Annotated in this window: 11 protein-coding genes; 4 read left to right on the forward strand and 7 right to left on the reverse strand. The window is 34.5% G+C overall.

Annotation, left to right across the window (positions count from 1 at the left end; genetic code table 11):
• The 5 genes from BM308_RS11220 to BM308_RS11240 form a co-directional block, all read right to left on the reverse strand.
• Positions 1 to 269, reverse strand: a 269-nt coding sequence (locus BM308_RS11220) for a dTDP-4-dehydrorhamnose 3,5-epimerase family protein (protein ID WP_143098615.1), incomplete at its 3' end; no start/stop codon positions are given.
• Positions 256 to 1,149: a glucose-1-phosphate thymidylyltransferase RfbA gene (rfbA, locus tag BM308_RS11225; RefSeq protein WP_074945293.1), complete on the reverse strand. Its 894-nt coding sequence runs from the start codon at positions 1,147 to 1,149 to the stop codon at positions 256 to 258. The genes BM308_RS11220 and rfbA, both read right to left, overlap by 14 nt.
• 106 nt (positions 1,150 to 1,255) lie before the next feature.
• Positions 1,256 to 2,686: a sugar transferase gene (locus tag BM308_RS11230; protein ID WP_074945295.1), complete on the reverse strand. Its 1,431-nt coding sequence runs from the start codon at positions 2,684 to 2,686 to the stop codon at positions 1,256 to 1,258.
• A gap of 126 nt (positions 2,687 to 2,812) precedes the next feature.
• Entirely contained in the window at positions 2,813 to 4,627 is a 1,815-nt protein-coding gene (locus BM308_RS11235; RefSeq protein WP_083425559.1) for an ABC transporter ATP-binding protein, read from the reverse strand.
• Between the two features lie 281 nt (positions 4,628 to 4,908).
• Positions 4,909 to 7,011, reverse strand: a complete 2,103-nt coding sequence (locus BM308_RS11240) for an acyltransferase family protein (protein ID WP_074945296.1) — start codon at positions 7,009 to 7,011, stop codon at positions 4,909 to 4,911.
• Between the two features lie 667 nt (positions 7,012 to 7,678).
• Here BM308_RS11240 and BM308_RS11245 point away from each other — a divergent pair.
• A complete protein-coding gene (locus BM308_RS11245) occupies positions 7,679 to 9,634 on the forward strand; it encodes an acyltransferase family protein (RefSeq protein ID WP_074945298.1) in 1,956 nt (651 codons plus the stop codon).
• A 273-nt stretch (positions 9,635 to 9,907) separates the two neighbouring features.
• Positions 9,908 to 10,681 (forward strand): hypothetical protein, encoded by a 774-nt coding sequence (locus BM308_RS11250; RefSeq protein ID WP_074945299.1) that lies wholly within the window; start codon positions 9,908 to 9,910, stop codon positions 10,679 to 10,681.
• Between the two features lie 109 nt (positions 10,682 to 10,790).
• Here the strand turns inward: BM308_RS11250 and BM308_RS11255 are convergent, their stop codons facing one another.
• Together BM308_RS11255 and BM308_RS11260 are read right to left on the reverse strand one after the other, a co-directional pair.
• Complete coding sequence (locus tag BM308_RS11255) at positions 10,791 to 11,897, reverse strand: alginate O-acetyltransferase AlgX-related protein (protein WP_074945301.1); 1,107 nt, start codon at positions 11,895 to 11,897, stop codon at positions 10,791 to 10,793.
• A gap of 14 nt (positions 11,898 to 11,911) precedes the next feature.
• Positions 11,912 to 13,324, reverse strand: coding sequence for an MBOAT family O-acyltransferase (locus tag BM308_RS11260; protein WP_074945303.1), 1,413 nt, complete (start codon positions 13,322 to 13,324; stop codon positions 11,912 to 11,914).
• A gap of 454 nt (positions 13,325 to 13,778) precedes the next feature.
• Between BM308_RS11260 and BM308_RS11265 the strand changes: the two genes are divergently transcribed.
• Positions 13,779 to 15,917 carry an acyltransferase family protein gene (locus BM308_RS11265; RefSeq protein WP_074945305.1) on the forward strand — a complete coding sequence of 713 codons (2,139 nt, stop codon included), beginning with the start codon at positions 13,779 to 13,781 and terminating at the stop codon, positions 15,915 to 15,917.
• 354 nt (positions 15,918 to 16,271) lie between these two features.
• Positions 16,272 to 17,861, forward strand: coding sequence for a DUF6056 family protein (locus tag BM308_RS11270; RefSeq protein WP_074945307.1), 1,590 nt, complete (start codon positions 16,272 to 16,274; stop codon positions 17,859 to 17,861).
• Positions 17,862 to 18,253 lie beyond the last annotated feature (392 nt).

An 18,253-nucleotide genomic window follows, 5' to 3' on the forward strand; every position in this document is an offset into this window, starting at 1 on the left:
CCTGCTCTGATATCTACTGCTACATCCAGTACCTTTCCTGACAGTACTCTTACCAGCTTTGCCTGACAGTAGTCTCCTGTCTGACAGTGAAGACCTCGGATTACACCATAGCTGGATTTGGACTGATTGTCCTGTACAAAACGACAGTCAATACCATTAGCCCTGAATTCATTCTCATTATAGCTTTCATAAAAATAGCCGCGTGCATCTTCAAATACTCTTGGCTCTACAATTACTACACCGTCTATTGCTGTTTTAATAAAGTTCATGCTTTTCCTCTAAGACTTTAATTAGGTAGTCTTTATAGTTACCTTTCTTTAATTCATCAATCAGAGACTGCATACCGTTGTCATCAATATATCCCATATTGTAGGCAATCTCTTCAAGACAGGCGATCTTAAGGCCCTGTCTCTGCTCAATAATCTGCACAAAGTTTCCTGAATCCATCAGGGAATCCGGAGTTCCAGCATCAAGCCAGGCATTACCACGTCTCATAGGAACAACACTTAATCTGTTCTCTTTCAGATAGAGGTTATTCAAATCAGTAATTTCGTACTCTCCACGGGCAGATGGCTTTAGTGTCTTAGCTTTAGCCACAACATCGCCAGGATAGAAATATAAACCTACTGATGCGTAATTTGATTTAGGTTTAGCTGGTTTTTCTTCGATTGAAAGTGCTTTATAGTTTTCGTCAAATTCAACCACACCAAAACGCTCTGGATCATTAACATGGAATGCAAAGATAGTGGCATTCTTACCCTGATTCTGTTTAACCTGCTCAGCGAATTCACCAAACTGAGTCCCCATGTAGAAGATGTTATCACCTAAAATCAGACAGACATCTTCATCTGAATCTCCTAAGAAATCCTCACCAAGAATAAAGGCCTGAGCAATTCCATTAGGTTCTTCCTGAATCTTATAGCTTAGATTTAGACCAAGTTTATGGCCGTCACCCAACAGATTCTGAATGTTTGGAATATCTCTTGGAGTTGAAATGATCAGAATATCTTTGATACCAAATAGCATCAGAGTTGAAAGAGGATAATAGATCATAGGCTTATCATAAACAGGTAACAGCTGCTTAGACATGGTCTTGGTCAATGGATAAAGTCTGGTTCCGCTTCCGCCTGCAAGTAATATTCCTTTCATAAACAATCCTTATATTCTTAATATATTGTTATTCGACACTCAACTAATGTTACAGAAAAAGAGTCTTAAAAACCAATTCCAAGCTTACATTTTGAGAATCATGCTGTTATTTAGCACCTTTTCCAAATAGTACAACCTTGATCGTAAGCAGTACAATTTTGATATCTAATAGAATTGACCAGTTATCTATATATTTCATATCGAGCTTTACAACATCATCAAAATTCTTGATATCAGAACGTCCGCTTACCTGCCACAGACCAGTAAGTCCAGGAAGCATTGATACTCTGGCCTTATGCTTGGGTTCATATTTAACATATTCATCAAGGGTTGGAGGACGGGTACCTACCAGACTCATATCCCCCTTTAACACATTTATAAACTGAGGCAGCTCGTCAATACTGGTCTTTCTTATAAAATGTCCAATGCGTGTTATACGAGGGTCATCCTCCATTTTAAACATCAGCCCCTTTACTTCATTTTTAGCCATCAATTCTTTCTTGCGAGCTTCAGCATCAGCACACATGGAACGGAATTTATAGCATTTAAAAATTCTTCCGTTTTTTCCAACTCTAGGCTGTGAAAAAAGAATTGGACCTTTAGAATCCATTTTAATGAGAGGACCGATGATTACATAGAAAAGGCAGAAAATAAGAAAACCAAGCATACCTCCAGTAAAATCCATAAGATGTTTAGCAAAAAGTTTCTTATGATTCATGTAGTTTCTGCTTACAGATATACACTGTATATTGCCAATCTTATCAAATTTAACAAAGGTGGAAGGCATATAATCAAATAATGTCAGATTAACCTTAACATCGACTTTGATTCCCATCTCTTCTGCAGTGGCAAGAGTATTTTTTAAATTCTCATCTGAATCGTAATTCTTTGAAAGAACGACAAGTTCGTCCACGGAATTACGGGTTAGAAATTCTAATAAATCATCGTTGGTACATATGACTTTCTTGCCATGAGTTCTTCTGCCTATCAGAGAAACATCAGGGGTAGAAATTCCAATGATATATCTAGTCCAGTCCAATTCCTTATCAAAATTTCTAACAGCAAGTTTATAATCATCAGAATCGGCAACAACCAAAACTTTAGAAGAGAACTTTCCCTTTTTAAAAATACTTAAAAGAAAATATCTTATGAATACTCTGGATAAAAAATCGAGGATCACAAAACCTATCGCAAAATATGAAACGACAAGTCTTCTTGAATCAGTTAACCCATGTAACCAGAACAGAACAAAGATAAGTCCAAAAACAAGCATTAAAGATATTTCAAAGGAAACAATTGCCTCTCGGTATATGCCCCTGTAAAAGAAACTCTTATTAAGTCCCGTAAAGAAATTCACAAAAACAAGCTCTGCACAGAGAATCAGTAAATACTTAAAAGGTGTTGAATATATAAAGATATTTATTGCTTCGCCAAAATAAATCAAATAAGCAGTAAACAGCGATAGGATGATACTAAATATTCCCGATGCTGAGAGAATAACATTTAGTAAATTTTCCCTTCGTGACTTTATATACATTTGATTCCGAACCTTACCTTAATTTGTTATTTAGCCTAAAAAAGTAAGACAGCTTACTCTTAACAGTGGCAAGCTATCATATACTTTATCAAGCTAATTATAAAAACGGAATAATAGTAGTTTTTTTTAGTTATCTGGTTGTTCAGTTTGACCGTTTTTGAAAGCAAACTGAGAATTATATAAAACAGAATATGCACCGTGTTTTTCTAACAGTTCGGCATGATTTCCTGATTCAACAAGTTTGCCATCATTTATAACAAGAATTTTATCTGCATCCATAATGGTAGAAAGTCTATGAGCAATAACAATTGTTGTTCTTCCTTCCATTAGTTTATCCAAGGCTCTTTGTACAATCTTCTCTGACTTGTTATCCAGAGCAGAGGTAGCCTCATCAAGGATAACCACAGGTGAATTCTTTAGGATTGCACGTGCAATAGCAAGTCTCTGTTTCTGACCACCAGACAGCAGAAGACCTCGTTCACCAATAACAGTATCCAGTCCATTTGGTAATTTCTTCACAAAATCATCTAAAAAAGCTGATTTTATAGCAATCTCAATCTGCTCTTCTGTTGCATTATCATTACCGTACATTAGATTTTCGCGGATAGTACCATCAAAGAGGAAGTTATCCTGGAAAACCATTGAAATATTATCTCTTAAAGAACTTATTGAGTACTCTTTAATATCAGTTCCATCAATCAAGACTTTGCCCGAATCAAGTTCGTACAATCTTGGGATCAACGCAGTTATTGTTGACTTTCCTCCACCAGAATTACCTACAAGAGCAACCTTTGAACCGACAGGCACTTCAAATGAAATATCTTTTAAGACCTTTCTATGTCCATCATAAGAGAAGTCAACATGCTCAAAACAGATTGAACTTTTGATCCCCTTTAAGCTCTTACGATCTTGCTTTTCTGTTTCCTCAACACTATATAAATCTAAAACTGTATAAATACGTTCTAAAGCCAGCATTGAAGTCTGAAGACCAACATAATTATTACCTATACTCTTAATTGGTGTATATAACATGATAAGAGCTGCAATAAAGGCTACGAAGGTACCAGAAGTAATAACTCCGCTTGTAATAAGATGTAATCCGTAATAAAGCACACCAGCAACACCAACTGCAGTGACAACATGCATAACAGGACCAAGCCAGTTGGTATCTCTTGTCATCTTCATTGAAATTTTGAAAAGTTCTTCAACATTAACGTTAAACTTATCAAATAGAATTTTCTGAAGATTAAATGATTTAATAATCCTAATTCCAGAATAGGTTTCAATATAACGAGAACTTAATTGCGTTCCATATCTGACAGACTTTGCAATACTTTTAGAAACCTTTTTTCTAACAATACTGATAGGAATAAATAAGAAAATCAGCACACCAACAGCAATCAGAGATAATTGCCATGAGTTATATAGAAGCACACCGACTAATCCAAGAGAAGACCAGAATTTTGAAAGGAAAAGCTTAGTATTACTTACCAGACCACTGGTTGCTGTATCAGCATCTGAAGCAAAACGATTGATAACAATGCCGGAGGTATTCTTATCGAAAAAAGAGATATCAGCAAGCAGTAGTTTTTTGTACAAATCCTTCTTAAGATTTGTTGCGATTCTATTTCCAACATATGTATTTACAAGATTTGATACATAAATACATATTCCCTGTACAATTGTAAATGCAACAATTATGTAAGGAACCTGCTTTGCAAATTCAGAATCCTTTTCAACCATAACATTATCCATGAATGGTTTTAGGAAAGAGGCAACAGCAGCATCTAGACCGCCTACAGGGATAGTTAAAATAACGCCCAAAACCAGCCAGAAGAAAACAGGCTTTAAAAAAGGCCAGAATCTTTTAAAACCTTCAAAAGACGAATAACTGGCTTTTGACGAAACAATATCAAGTCGTTGTGGATCTTTTTTATTCATATTATTTTTCTAAATATTTAAAAATTCACGTAATTATACAATTCTTGTTAGTTTTCAACAAATATCGTTTTCTTTCTAGCACGATTAAACGTACATTTCTACAGCTAAATTAGTAGATAACTACAAAACAAATATTCCTATTAGACAATAAATAATTATGGGACAGACAAAAAGCCTTTTATCGTCGAAATAATAAAATAACATATTGTTATCAAATAATATTGTTATTTTTTATTTGCTTAAAATTCGCTTTTAGTCGCTCCCATTTCTTATATATCAGGTTAGATAGAATCAATAAATTTCATTAGGTCTTTACCTAAAATTACTGAACCTTCATTATTTAAATGAGCAGAGTCTAAGCTGATGTTCTTACCGTCTATTACCATCGGGCAGTCCTCACCATCACATAGTGAGTCAAGAGAATCAAAGATGTAAATGTTATCGTAATTTTTAGCAACATCCAGGACAATACTGTTAAACCAGTTTCTGGCTTCCATATCACCCATTTTATCTCTCTTAACTGAACAGTGTTTTTTTATAAACTTAAATTCAATAGGTCTTTCCACACATGAATTAGGAGTAAATGGGAACAGAGGACTATCAAGAACAAGTACAACTTTTTTGTTATGTTTCTTTAACATGTCAAATGTTCTTATCGCACCGTTTCTTAAAATAACATCTTTGTTATCTTCCTTTAAGTCCCTGTTATCCACCAATTTGTGATAGGAGCAGACCGGTGTATGACCAAGAACAACTGTATGAATATTCTTATTATCTAATATATATTTATAAGCTTCTCTATGAAGAAGATGCGTCATCGATCTTTTGCCCTTTTTACCTGCAGCAGGTCCTGAAGTTAAATCAATAAAAGGAATCTCACAGCTTGCAGGGAAAACAGCTAGATTATGTTTTTTAGGGTTATCTTTCTGTAAAGTTGCAACCATACCAGGATACAGATGAGCAGCATGAGAATCACCTATTACAGCAACGTCAACAGTTTCTTCACTTCCCTGAATTGCACAGAGCTGATCTGACCATTCAGGATCTTTCCAGTGCTCAAATAATTTAGACTTACAGTTATTCTGGTAATTGGCTACAGTCTTTTCAAGCTCTTTCATTTCGTTAACATGAGCCTGTTCAGCTTCAGATATATGAGGGAACCCCTCATTTTTCTGAATATATAAACCAGTGCCACCAATTCCAAGAAGACAGATTAAAAGAGCAACAGCCTTGATACGACTATGTTTTCCCCAACGCAGAGGCGGCTCGACAAATCTGTAAGTAACCCAGGCCAGAAAAATAGCAAGAAGAATCAGAGTATATCTAACTAATTGAGGTGGATTTACGCCATATAAAATTTTTCCAAAGGATAATAAAGGCCAGTGCCAAAGATAAAGCGGATAACTGATTAGGCCTAAAAATACAAAAAACTTAAGAGATAACAGTTTTCTGTTAATAAACGCATCAGGTCCCGCAATAATCACCATGGATGCACCAAGAGTTGGTAGTAAAGCCCAGGCACCAGGAAACAGCTTTTCTGTATTTATCACAAATATAGAAAAAATAATTGTAATAAAACCAAGAATGGAAAACAGATTCAGACAAGTCTGAAGTTCACTGGATTCTTTCGTGAAAGATAGTCCAGTTCTATTTATCAGTCCACCGATTCTAATTCCGATGTTTTTCCAGTATGAAGTTCCCTGATGCTGAACAGTTACTATAAATCCACCAACAGCAAGTTCCCAGAATCTTGTTAAAGGTGAATAGAAGGTAGCTACAGGATTAGAACTTACAAAAGCCAGATTAAAGCCGAATGAAATAACAGTAAAAATAAGAATATATGTTGCAACATTCTTTTTAAATTTTGCACAGAAAAGTATTAAGAAAGGCCAGAAAATGTAGAACTGTTCTTCAATACCCAAACTCCATAAATGAAGTAAAGGTTTTAAGTCTGAAGACAGATCAAAGTATCCTGCTTCCTGCCACAGAACAAGATTTGAAATATAAACAGAGCCAGCAGCTACATGTTTTCCAAGTAATTCAAATTCATCTGCAAAGAGGAAAAAATGACCGAAAACAAGACATGTTATAAGAACAACAATAAGAACAGGGAAAATTCTTCTTACACGTCTTGCGTAGAAGGAAACGAGAGCTCGTAGTGAACTGAAAGAATTACCATTAACCGATGGGTTACCAACATAACCAAAATTTTTAAGCAGAATACCGGTAATCAGATATCCGGATATTACAAAGAAAATATCTACGCCAACAAAACCACCTCTTAAAAAATGTTTTGATGCATGATAGATAACAACAGAAAGAACTGCTATAGCTCTTAACCCATCTATATCCGGACGATACTTTGAAGGTACATACTGACTCATAAACTATTTTATATACCGTTATTATTAAGTTTAAAGTAAATTACAACCAATGAATAAATGTTATATTCTACTAGTTTTTTGTTGCTATTCATAGTTTGAATTAAGAGCACATTTTTTTATGTATTACATCATTGTCTATATCACGTTCAAATAAGGCTTTTTTCAATGTTAAAAAACTTTTTTATTTGGAACAATTCCTTTTTTTTAGATTTAGTTAATTCCAAAGGAAAAGCGAACTGCTGTTGACTGGCTGAAGAAAATTACGAGTCAGGAATAAGAAATGCTCTAAATCCAAAGATGATTTTTATATTGCTGTACTGTGCTCAGTACTTCTCTGACTATTGTCCTTTTTCTCACGCTGTTTTAAAGGACTCCGTTCAAAAAAACATATATAATAAACCAGTCATATGGCAAGGCCACAATTGATTATCAAAATATAAAATACTGATAAAATAACTTCAGAGCTTCAAATGTATGCTGATAAGAGAGATAATGCAGCATTCATAACGCGAAACTCTCCGTTATCACAGGACTTGTCCATTAGAACAATTTGCAGATAACAAAGCGACATTCAGAGACAATAAACACTGCTCTTGATTTGGTACCCCAGATTAAACATCGTATAGTTGAACATATTTTATTAAAAAGAAAGCAGGATCAATAAAACATGACAAAAAATATAAGACAGGATATAGATGGTCTGAAAGCAATCGCGATTATCTTTATTGTTTTATATCATTTCTTTGATTTACTTAATAGCTCTAATCTATCCAATTTAGCCTTATTCAATGGCGGCTTTTTAGGTGTAGATGTATTCTTGGTTATTTCCGGTTTTCTGATAACTGCATCTATTTTTAAGGCCTCTGAGCAGGATCAGTTCTCTGTTTTATCCTTTTACAAAAGAAGACTATCAAGAATATACCCTCCTTTAATTGGTGTAAGTATTTTTACTCTGTTTTTTGGATATTTTCTTCTCTTTCCTGAAATCTACCTAGAACTGACGATCGAGGTTTTTAATGCATTTTTAGGTGCCGGTAATTTCAGATTAGCAAATTCAGGTGGGTACTTTTCTTTAGATTCAAGTGACAAGCTGTTCCTACACTCCTGGTATATCTGTCTAACCATTCAGTTTTATATTCTTTATCCTATTTTTGTAAAACTGTTTCAGAAGTTTTTCAAAGATAAATTCAGATTATCATTCGTATTTCTTACAGTAGCCCTGATTATCATTGCTTATCTTTGCAGTAAAAAAGGTAACGGCTATCTTTTAACCCAGTGCAGAATCTGGGAGATGTTTTTGGGAGGAGTGATCTTCCTGTATAAAGATGCTCTGAAAAACTTATTACATATAACCACCAAAAATCAGATAGTTTTTGAGCTTTCAGGAATTGTTCTTCTGTTTTTCTCTATTTTCTATATAAAACTTGACAATGGCTGCTGGTATTTATCAACTTCAGTTTTAACTGTATTTGCAACTTCACTGGTATTAATAACAAACAGCTCACGTTCTGTACTGCATAACCCTTTATTTTCTTTTATAGGAAAAACATCTTACTCTATCTACCTGTGGCACTGGCCGATTATTGTTTTTGCTTTAAGATTAGGTTTTGCAAGGAATCTTTTAGACTACTCAATAATATGTATCTTAGTAATAAGTATCTCCTTCCTTTCTTATTCTGTTTTAGAGAAAAAGAAATTCAAAGGTTTTATATTTATTACCCTTGTGTTACTTATTTCAGGATTCTGCCTATATGTAAAACTGAATAAAGGCATTGATGTTTATATAAGTAAATTTAAAATTAGTAGCGATCACTATCCTTCGGAAATAATAAATAAAAAAACAGATGTAAACATTTCCGGTCATACTCTGAGCATATATGGTAATTCTGATGAAACTCCAGAGATTTTTCTCATTGGAGATTCACATGCCGGACATTATGTAAGTTATTTGGAAACGCAGCCTCATAAACCGGTTTATTATTACAATTCTGCTTCAACCATGGCATATGGTCCAATATTTGCGAATATAAAAGCAAAAGTATTCTGGATAACCCAGGATATCAGGCAAGAATACTATAAGGCTTACTGTGATGTTTTAGATCAGCTTAAACCACATTCAAAGGTACTGCTTTCAAATTACTGGTATGCTTACTATCAGCTTTATCTTGCAGAAAACAATTTAAAAAGAAGTAAAGAGACTTTACAGCTTTTCTTAAAAGACCTGTTAAGCGATATGTCTATTCAGTTCAAAAAACACAAAGATCTGAACTTTTACATCATTGGACAGGGATTCTATATAAGCAAAAATAAAGTTATTTGTTCTTCTGTTGATTTAACCGAATCATTTCTGTCGAAGTTTACAAATTTCGATACCTGTAGAACCTCAAGAGATTATCTGGACGGTTATGGAGACGAAATTAATAAAGCATTTAAAGGCCTAGCAGACCAAATGGATAATGTATTTTTTATTGACAGAAATATTCCTCTCTTAACAGATACTCCCGGCGAATATAAAATAGTAGATAACAATATTCCTTTGTTAATTGACTATCACCACTATTCAATACAAGGAGGAATTCTTGTAGGAAAATACATTATGGAGCAGGTAAACAAACAGCCTTAAGTCTGTAGCTGGACAAAGACATATTAAGATACATATTATGTTCACGGGATGTGACGGTGAAAAAAAACTGTATTATATACAGAGGTTATTTTTCAGTCTCATTTTTAATTTTTGTCTTTTTTATGTTGTTTTTTTAATATTGTCATCATATTCAATAACCATATACGGGATATAGAAACTCCATCAGTTCTACTTTACAAAAAGAGCTGATGAAAGACATTAAGCTACGCTACCATTTGCAATATAAGATCTTAATTACAGAAAAGATTCAGTATGTCAAAGAAAATCGGAATTGTATATTTTGCATATATAAATCCAGAAAAGAACTGGAAGAAACTTATTTCAGGACAGATTAAAGACGTCAAAAGCTCTGGTATTTTTGAGGAAGCTGCTCTTTATGTAGTTGTTTCTAATCCATTCTCTGTAAATGAAGAAGAAATTAAGCAGTTATTCAACTCTCTTAAAATCAGTGACATTGAAATTGAATTCCATACTGAAAATAAATTTGAGTACTATGGCATTCATAAGCTCTGGGAATTGGGCATTAATTCTGCTCACAGATATCTGACGTATTTTCATACCAAGGGAATGAGCTATAAGGGGAAATATCCATTTGGACTATTTAACGACAGATGCATACGAGAAATAGTTCTGACTCATTATTTATTTAAAGATTATAAGAAAACAGTTGAATTATTAGATCAGGAAAAGTTTTTCAGAGCAGGTGTACTCTGCAATAATGAAGAACCAAGCTTTATGTTTACCTGGTTTAACTTTTTTTGGGCAAGTTCAGAGTACGTAAAAAAACTGGTAGAGCCAGAGGTTACAACCAACAGATTCTATTATGAGTCCTGGAATAGTCAGCTAAAAACTCCTTTGGAGCCAGAAAAAAACAACAAGTGCTATTCTTTGTATTTCAGAGATTATACTTCTTGTACTCCAGATGACTCCTCAAATATTCTGGCAAGATTAAGAAAGATTTATAAATATACCCTTCCTTTCTCTTATTTCTGGTTTAAGCTTACATTAGCAGTGCACAGCAAATAGAACACACAAACAACAGGCAAGCAATGACACACTGGCATCGTTTCGTTTATACCAGTGGAGTGTACTTTATTTTAGAATAAAGTTCGTAGCGCTGTTTATGTAATTCCTTCTAATTATCTCTAATTGATTTCTCAACATTGAGAAAGATAACATAATCAGGCTTGAATTCATCAACAGCTCTTTTAATTTCAGCCAGATCTACTTTTTGTCTGTGAAGAAAAGATACATTTTGAAAATAGTCTATGGCAAAAGGAAGAAACTTAAATCCATAGGAATCAGTAATCAGCATAAGCTTCAGATTGGTCTTAGCCTTGTCGTTTATATATTCAAAGCCATGGGTCAGCATATCATTGATATTAAAGTTAATTTCTCTCTCGATTCCGCTTTCATAATCTCTGGATAAAATCTTTTTATCCTCATAATCAGCGACATAGGCATCATCAAGGGTAGTCTTTTCTGGATTTTTAATATTACGTACCAGATCGCCATTTAAATGCTTTTTAAAGGAAAAGTTGTAATCTATAGGAGAATAGTCAGACAAAATCTGACTCATAACATTATTAAAGGCTACCTGAGCGCCCTTCATATTCCAGTGGGTATCATCTGAATAGTAAAGGGTAACCTTATTCTCGGGATCTTTTGCGGCCCATTCGGCATCAAAATTATCTATTACCCTGATGCCTGCATCTTCAATGTATTTTCTGATACTGTTAAAGTATCTGTACTTTCCAGGATGATTGATATTCTGATTCATAAACTCAGGATAAATACCGTGTTTATCAGGACCTATGACAAAATATAATGGGGCTGAGGTTAAGGTTTTAATATCTTTTACAAAGGAGATCTTCTTTTTTAAATCATGAGAATTTGCACTCATAGGCATTGAATGCTGATTGTAACCTTCATAAATGGTATTGCCACTGAATAGCCAGCCACTGTTGCCTTTTACAGAAAAAACATTTGTTCCTGAAAACTCAGTAAAATGCTGATTGAAATCTTTATAGAAATTCTCATTGAAAGCTATTTTAAAAAGCAGTCGGTCATTGAAATAACGCTGAAAATTTTCGAAAAAGGTCTTTGAATCATATGCGGGGAACTGTTCAATCATTCTGTTTTCAGATTCAATGACGTAATTGCTTGGAGTAACGATAAAGCCAACTGCAGGTACAGCAAATATAAAAGCAATTAGAAATTTCTTTAAACTGTTAACTATCATATTTATCGCTACCGTTAGAAGTTGAAATAGATAAATGGGTTCTGAGCACAGAAGTAAAGTGAGATTATTGATAACAGGAATAAGCCTGTATTTACAATAAAGCCGGTCTTAGGAACAGCGTGCTCCTTTGAATCTGAAGAGCAGAAACCTTTCAGATTTAAAAAGACAATTATCACTCCCAGAATTAAAGCCAGATAATTCAGACTCTCACCAATACAGATACTCTCGTTACCGGTATTACTAATAAAGAACATTACCTTCAGATACTCTATTGCCTGAGATAAAGAATCAGCTCTGAAAAATACCCAGCCTATAAGAACTACCAGAACAGCATAGCTGTGTGAAAGTACCTTTGGTAATCTGTCAAGGATATTACCCAAGAAAAGTCTTTCCAGTACTAAAAATAATCCGTTATAAAGTCCCCATACAACAAAGGTCATATTAGCTCCATGCCATAGACCGCACAGGAAGAAGACGATTACCAGATTAGTATAGATTCTAAAGGTTGAAACTCTTGAGCCTCCCAGTGGAATATAGACATAGTCTCTTAACCAGGATGATAGGGACATATGCCATCTTCTCCAGAATTCTCTGATGGATTTACTCTGATATGGCATATTAAAGTTTTCTGAAAATCTGAATCCAGCCATTGCTGCAAGACCGATGGCCATATCTGAATATCCAGAGAAATCAAAGTAAATCTGAATCATGTAGGCAATTGCACCAATCCACGCATCAAGATTTGAGATGGCATCAACATTGTAGATAAAGGCCATGTTGGCAATAGGTGCTACAGAATTTGCAATCAGAATCTTTTTATTTACACCTAAAACAAATCTGTAAAGACCATAGCTAAACAGCTCTGAATTGGTTGACTCTCTGTTGTATAAAGCATTCTGTACCTGTTTGTATCTGACGATAGGGCCTGCAATAAGATGAGGGAACATAAAGAAATAGGTTAGAAATGGAATAACCTTATTACGTCCGTTAAGTTCTCCTCTTGCAATATCAATCAGATAACTTATGGCATGGAAGGTAAAGAAGCTGATACCTAATGGCAGTGCCTGTTTCTTGGCATGCACATTCATTAAAAGACCATAATCCTGAAACAGAGAAACTAACCAGTAGCTGTATTTATAAAAGGCAAGTGACAGAAGATTGATACTTACAAATACTACAAGACTTATATTCTTTGAAACCTTACCCTTCTCTTTTGCTATCTCCAGAAGATATCCGAAAACATAGTTCAGAATTCCATAGGCGATAAGAATCTTTAGAGAATGAAAGCCTCCATCAAATACATAGAAAAATAAACTGATAAGACAGATACACAGATTTCTCAGATAGATTCTGTTCTTGATTAGAAAATCTGAAAATAAAAATAAAGGCAGTATTCCAAATATGAAAGGTAAGCTTGCAAATACCATATTTTTCCGTTTTAAAAGTAATAGCAGTAAACTAGCGGCTATATCAATCAACGCTGAAAAATTTATTAGAAAATCAACGTGCAGGCTAGTGTTTAAGCAAAAAATTCAAAAGCATCAACAACAGTTGAAAAAAATTTAAACCAGAGTTTATAAAGGAGCAATTATAACCTTCAATGAAGTTCGTGAAAAGATAAAGAATTCCTTCCTACTAAAAATAATCATACAAATCAGAAAAAATAAAAATCTTTAAATTTACCAGAATAAAATTAGTGAACGATTATAAGCAGCTTACTTTTTTCCTGATTTCAATATGACAGCAATTAACTTCATTTACACCTTATATATCAATCCATGTCCGGCAAAACACAAGATTGTATGTATACTGCATTTGTGTATAATACACGGTGAAATAATAACTATAACATTCAGTTTTTTTAATAATTTGTGATTTATTATGCCTAACTATCTGCCAGCGAAGTATCGTCCGGATGTGGACGGACTAAGAGCAATTGCCGTGATGGCAGTTGTTATTTATCATGCATCAAAAGATCTGTTATCCGGTGGTTTCACTGGTGTTGATATTTTCTTCGTTATATCTGGTTTTCTGATTACAGGCATACTGTTAAAATCACTTGATCCAAATAGAAATGATATAAACAATCCTGCTGCAAGTACATTTCGCAGTATCATTTCCTTCTACGCAAGACGTGTTCGCAGAATCTTTCCTGTTCTAATCGTTGTTCTTTTATGCTGTATTACTGCAGGCTGGATAATCATGACTCCAGACGAGTATTCACTTTTAGGTAAACATATTGCAGCAGGTTCTGTATACATTTCGAATCTGGTTCTCTGGAGTGAGGCCGGTTATTTTGATGTATTCTCTGAAGTAAAGCCTTTACTTCATTTATGGAGTCTTGGAATCGAGGAGCAGTTTTATATCATCTGGCCTTTCTTTATTCTGCTGCTCTTTAAATTCAATCTGAAGATATCAAAGTATATCCTTATATTTATTTTATTATCCTTTGCTATAAATGTAATCTGTATCAATCCAGCCCCAACAGCAACCTTTTATTCTCCTCCAACCAGATTCTGGGAACTGGCTATCGGAGGATATATAGCCTGTGTATGTTATGCTGGAAGTTCATTCTGGAATAATCTTGCCTTATCCATAGGAACAAGGCTGAAAAAATATTTGCCAGAAGGAAAAAATGAAGCAGATGAAGTCCAGTTATGTAAAGATTTTATCTCCATACTTGGATTTATTCTTTTACTAATCTCTATATTCGGATTACACGCAAGTAAGCATTTCCCTGGAATTAAAGCTGTTCTACCAACTGTTGGAGCTGTTTTAATAATTGCTGCAGGTCCACAGGCATTTTTTAATAAAAAAATACTATCAAATAAACTGATGGTTTTTATTGGACTTATCAGTTACCCATTATATTTATGGCACTGGCCGCTGCTGTCTTTTGCAAGAGTAATCTATGGAGAGCTCCCTCCACTGGCTTTGAGGTTTGCTCTTGTGTTAGTTGCTATGCTTCTGGCATGGGTAACCTACAGATTTATTGAACCTCCTTTACGCTGGGGAAAGCACAGCAGAATAAAAGCCGTACTTCTGCTTATTGTTCTGCTTGGAATTGGAGCCTTAGGCTTAAATATTGCTAAAAATGACGGTTATCCTAAGAGAGTCGGAACTACTGAAGCAATGATTCAAAAGGAAAAGGACCTAAACAGCCTAATCTTAGAGACAGAATTAAGATGCCCTCCAGTTCTTAAAGACTTCGTTAATAATACTGGCATGTGTGCAATTCAGAAGGATAATCATGAGAATACCATTGCTGTTATCGGAGATTCCCATGCCTATGTTTTATCCTTTGGATTAACTGAACTGCTTAAAAATACTGATGATGGTCTTGTACGATTAGCTGTTACAGGACAGCCACCTCTGTTTAATTTAAGACGTAAGAATCAGCCTGATTTTGAAAATTCGTACCTTGCCGTAAAGGAAGGTTATGATTACATCTTTAATGACGACAAAATTAAGACCGTTGTTTTAGCACAATATCCGGCTTTGTGGTATGACGAGAGAGTAGATCATTCTGTCCCTTATTACGTATGCATGTATGGTATTGAGGATGTAACGGATGCAAAAGAACAGAATAAATCCGTACTTCTGGAGCGAGCCTTAAGAGAAACTCTTGATGCCTTAAAAGAACACAATAAAAAAGTGATTATTGTAAAGGATAATCCTGAATTTTTCTTTGATCCTACGGTTTGTGCAACCAGACCTTACAACCTTATGTTCAATCTAAACATAAAGGACAAATGCTTCCCAAAACGAGCTGAGCTTGAGAAAAACGAAATGAGAAGCTGGTTCAATAATATTATGGAGAAGGTTGCTGCTGACTATGACAATGTCTCTATTATTGATGCCTTCGATTCTCTATGTGATAAAGATACCTGTCCTATAGTAAAGGATGGTCAGCTGCTTTATAAAGATGATGATCATGTTTCAAATGAAGGCTCAAGACTGCTTGCAAAGGATATATTGAAGCTGATAAAAAATGAGCAGCAAAAAGACAAGACTGAATAATAAAGAAGCCTCTCTAATAACATTAGAGCATACTGTGCAAATGGATTAGGTTGATTCGTGATGTCTTTAATGGTATTTTTATATCTGTTTATCAATAAGTTATCCAAAAGTAACACAGTAGCCACGATATCACGATACCAGAAACTATTAGCATTTTTCTTTAAAGATAATGAGAAAAGAAAAAGTACGTGATTTTGTTTGTTGTCAGGCTTTATCTACTATAAAAACCATAATGGAAGTATCATCTGGTTTTTTCAAGAAATATACTAGGTTATGCCTATCAGATTTTAATGTATAATACGCCAGCGTTTATTCTTTATCCGCAATGAATAATATCTATGAATCAGGTTTAATATGACGATCTTAAAACAAGCTCCTTACACAAAAGTTCTAGCCTTTGTTGTGATTTTTCTGGCTTTCTTTTTAGTTGAATCTAAGACACCGCTCCATTCCGATGATTTCAGCTATATTCAGCTAGTAGGGCTGCAGGCTCATATTAATCACTATCTTGGCTGGAGCGGTCGACTTGTTTCAGACTTTTCATCGTCAATAATATTAAACATTGGTAACCACTTTGTTATCTCTGTAATAATTGCCCTATTTTCAGTGACACTCTGCTATCTGATTGCAGCAATTCCAGGTAAAATCTTTAACAAAGAATTTAACGCCTTAAATTTTCTGCTTATTTCGGCCTTATACTGGTTACAGAGTCCAAGTATCGGACAAACAAACTTCTGGATTGTTGGTGCCTGTAACTATCTAGTTACAACATTCTTTGCAACTCTGCTTCTATACCTGTTTGTAAGTCTTAAAGATTCAAAATCAGTAGTTACCTACATATGCCTTTTTGCAGTATCCCTGCTTGCAGGATGTTCAAACGAAAACCTATGTCTTGCGCTTGTATATACTCTATTTGGTGTAATTGCTCTTTATAAGATTTATAAAATCCAGTTTAATCACAAACTCGCTGTAATTGTAATAACCGGTGTAGTAATAGGCGCAATGGTTCTTCTTCTGGCTCCAGGAAACTATGCAAGATTAGAGCATCCAGCATTCGCTTTCTGGAAGGAAATGACTCTTCAGCAGAAGATCTCAGACCATATGCACAGAAGTTATGATTATGTGCACTTCTTTATCTCTCTGGTAATTTTTTATCTGATTGAGCTTGGTTTTATATTTTTTTCAAAAAAAGACAATTACAAAGCCCATCTTATCTGGTCAGGACTTTTTTTTAGTTCATCCATATTCGCTTTGGTGGTTATGGTAGGTGCTCCATATTTTCCATCAAGATCATATTTAGGTATTTTTGTCTTCCTGCTTTTAGCATTTTCTGTCTGTTCAGATGTATCCTGCTTTAAAGCCGGTTTTGTAAAGATTCATTACGCCCTGCAGATAATATGTTCGCTCCTGTTTATATATTCTTTTGCGCTAATGTATAACTCCTACTCAATTACAAAAGTACAGGAAGCCTTAAGAAACGAACATATCAACTACGAGAGAGAGGTGTATGGAGCAGATGCAGAACCTGAGGTTCCTGCTTATTATTTTGTAAAGCTGCTGAAAAAAAGGGATATGTTTGATCTGTATCATTCTGAGGATCAGGCAAGATATTTCCACGTAAAAAAAATTAGCGTTAAAGATGTTGATTATGATTATTCAGCCCTAAAAAGAGGACAGGAACTTTTATTTACCAATAAATCCTCACTGGAAAATGTAAAAGTTTATTATCAGCCAGGAAACCTCCTCCTGAGAAATAGTACCCTACTGATAGAATCGTCAAGCGCTTTACCTGATAAGCTGAATATTGAGTATGAAGTTTTGGGGAAGGCTGAGACTGAAAAGTTAACTCTTTCAAATCCTATAAAACTTAAAGATCGCTACTATATAGGAATCAGCCGTAAATTGCCTGATGTAAAAAATGTCACTATATTACCTCAGAGCTGATATCAGCATGAAAAGCATTTGTGACATCATTTTTGGGGACAGCTTTTAAATTTATGTAACTCTAGTTTCCCACATGGAAATTTAAAACAAAACTAGATTCACTCTAGGTTTGATGCTCTTTAAAAACTTGTATTGATTTATTTTTGGGAAGAGGTGTGATTATAAGCAAAAAAAGCTTATATATCTGATAGATACCGATGAAAAGGTGTGTTTAATATGTTATAATTTTATCTGCTAAAACAAAAAGTTAACATAAAAAAACACACCATGAATATGATACCTAAAAATACCTCTTCTAGCAATTTTACTGATACATTTTCTTCTCTTTTTTCTGTTCTTGGTCTTTGTAGTTTACTCAAAGTTGCAGGCTTTAGAAAAAGAGCTGGTTATGG

The sequence above is a fragment of the Succinivibrio dextrinosolvens genome, from assembly GCF_900116345.1.
Classification (GTDB): Bacteria; Pseudomonadota; Gammaproteobacteria; order Enterobacterales; family Succinivibrionaceae; genus Succinivibrio; species Succinivibrio dextrinosolvens_B.

Bases quoted from the DNA above. Each gene is read 5' to 3' on its own strand.
- rfbA (WP_074945293.1), bottom strand. From the start codon at position 1,149: ATGAAAGGAATATTACTTGCAGGCGGAAGCGGAACCAGACTTTATCCA.
- BM308_RS11230 (WP_074945295.1), bottom strand. From the start codon at position 2,686: ATGTATATAAAGTCACGAAGGGAAAATTTACTAAATGTTATTCTCTCA.
- BM308_RS11235 (WP_083425559.1), bottom strand. From the start codon at position 4,627: ATGAATAAAAAAGATCCACAACGACTTGATATTGTTTCGTCAAAAGCC.
- BM308_RS11240 (WP_074945296.1), bottom strand. From the start codon at position 7,011: ATGAGTCAGTATGTACCTTCAAAGTATCGTCCGGATATAGATGGGTTA.
- BM308_RS11245 (WP_074945298.1), top strand. From the start codon at position 7,679: ATGACAAAAAATATAAGACAGGATATAGATGGTCTGAAAGCAATCGCG.
- BM308_RS11250 (WP_074945299.1), top strand. From the start codon at position 9,908: ATGTCAAAGAAAATCGGAATTGTATATTTTGCATATATAAATCCAGAA.
- BM308_RS11255 (WP_074945301.1), bottom strand. From the start codon at position 11,897: ATGATAGTTAACAGTTTAAAGAAATTTCTAATTGCTTTTATATTTGCT.
- BM308_RS11260 (WP_074945303.1), bottom strand. From the start codon at position 13,324: ATGGTATTTGCAAGCTTACCTTTCATATTTGGAATACTGCCTTTATTT.
- BM308_RS11265 (WP_074945305.1), top strand. From the start codon at position 13,779: ATGCCTAACTATCTGCCAGCGAAGTATCGTCCGGATGTGGACGGACTA.
- BM308_RS11270 (WP_074945307.1), top strand. From the start codon at position 16,272: ATGACGATCTTAAAACAAGCTCCTTACACAAAAGTTCTAGCCTTTGTT.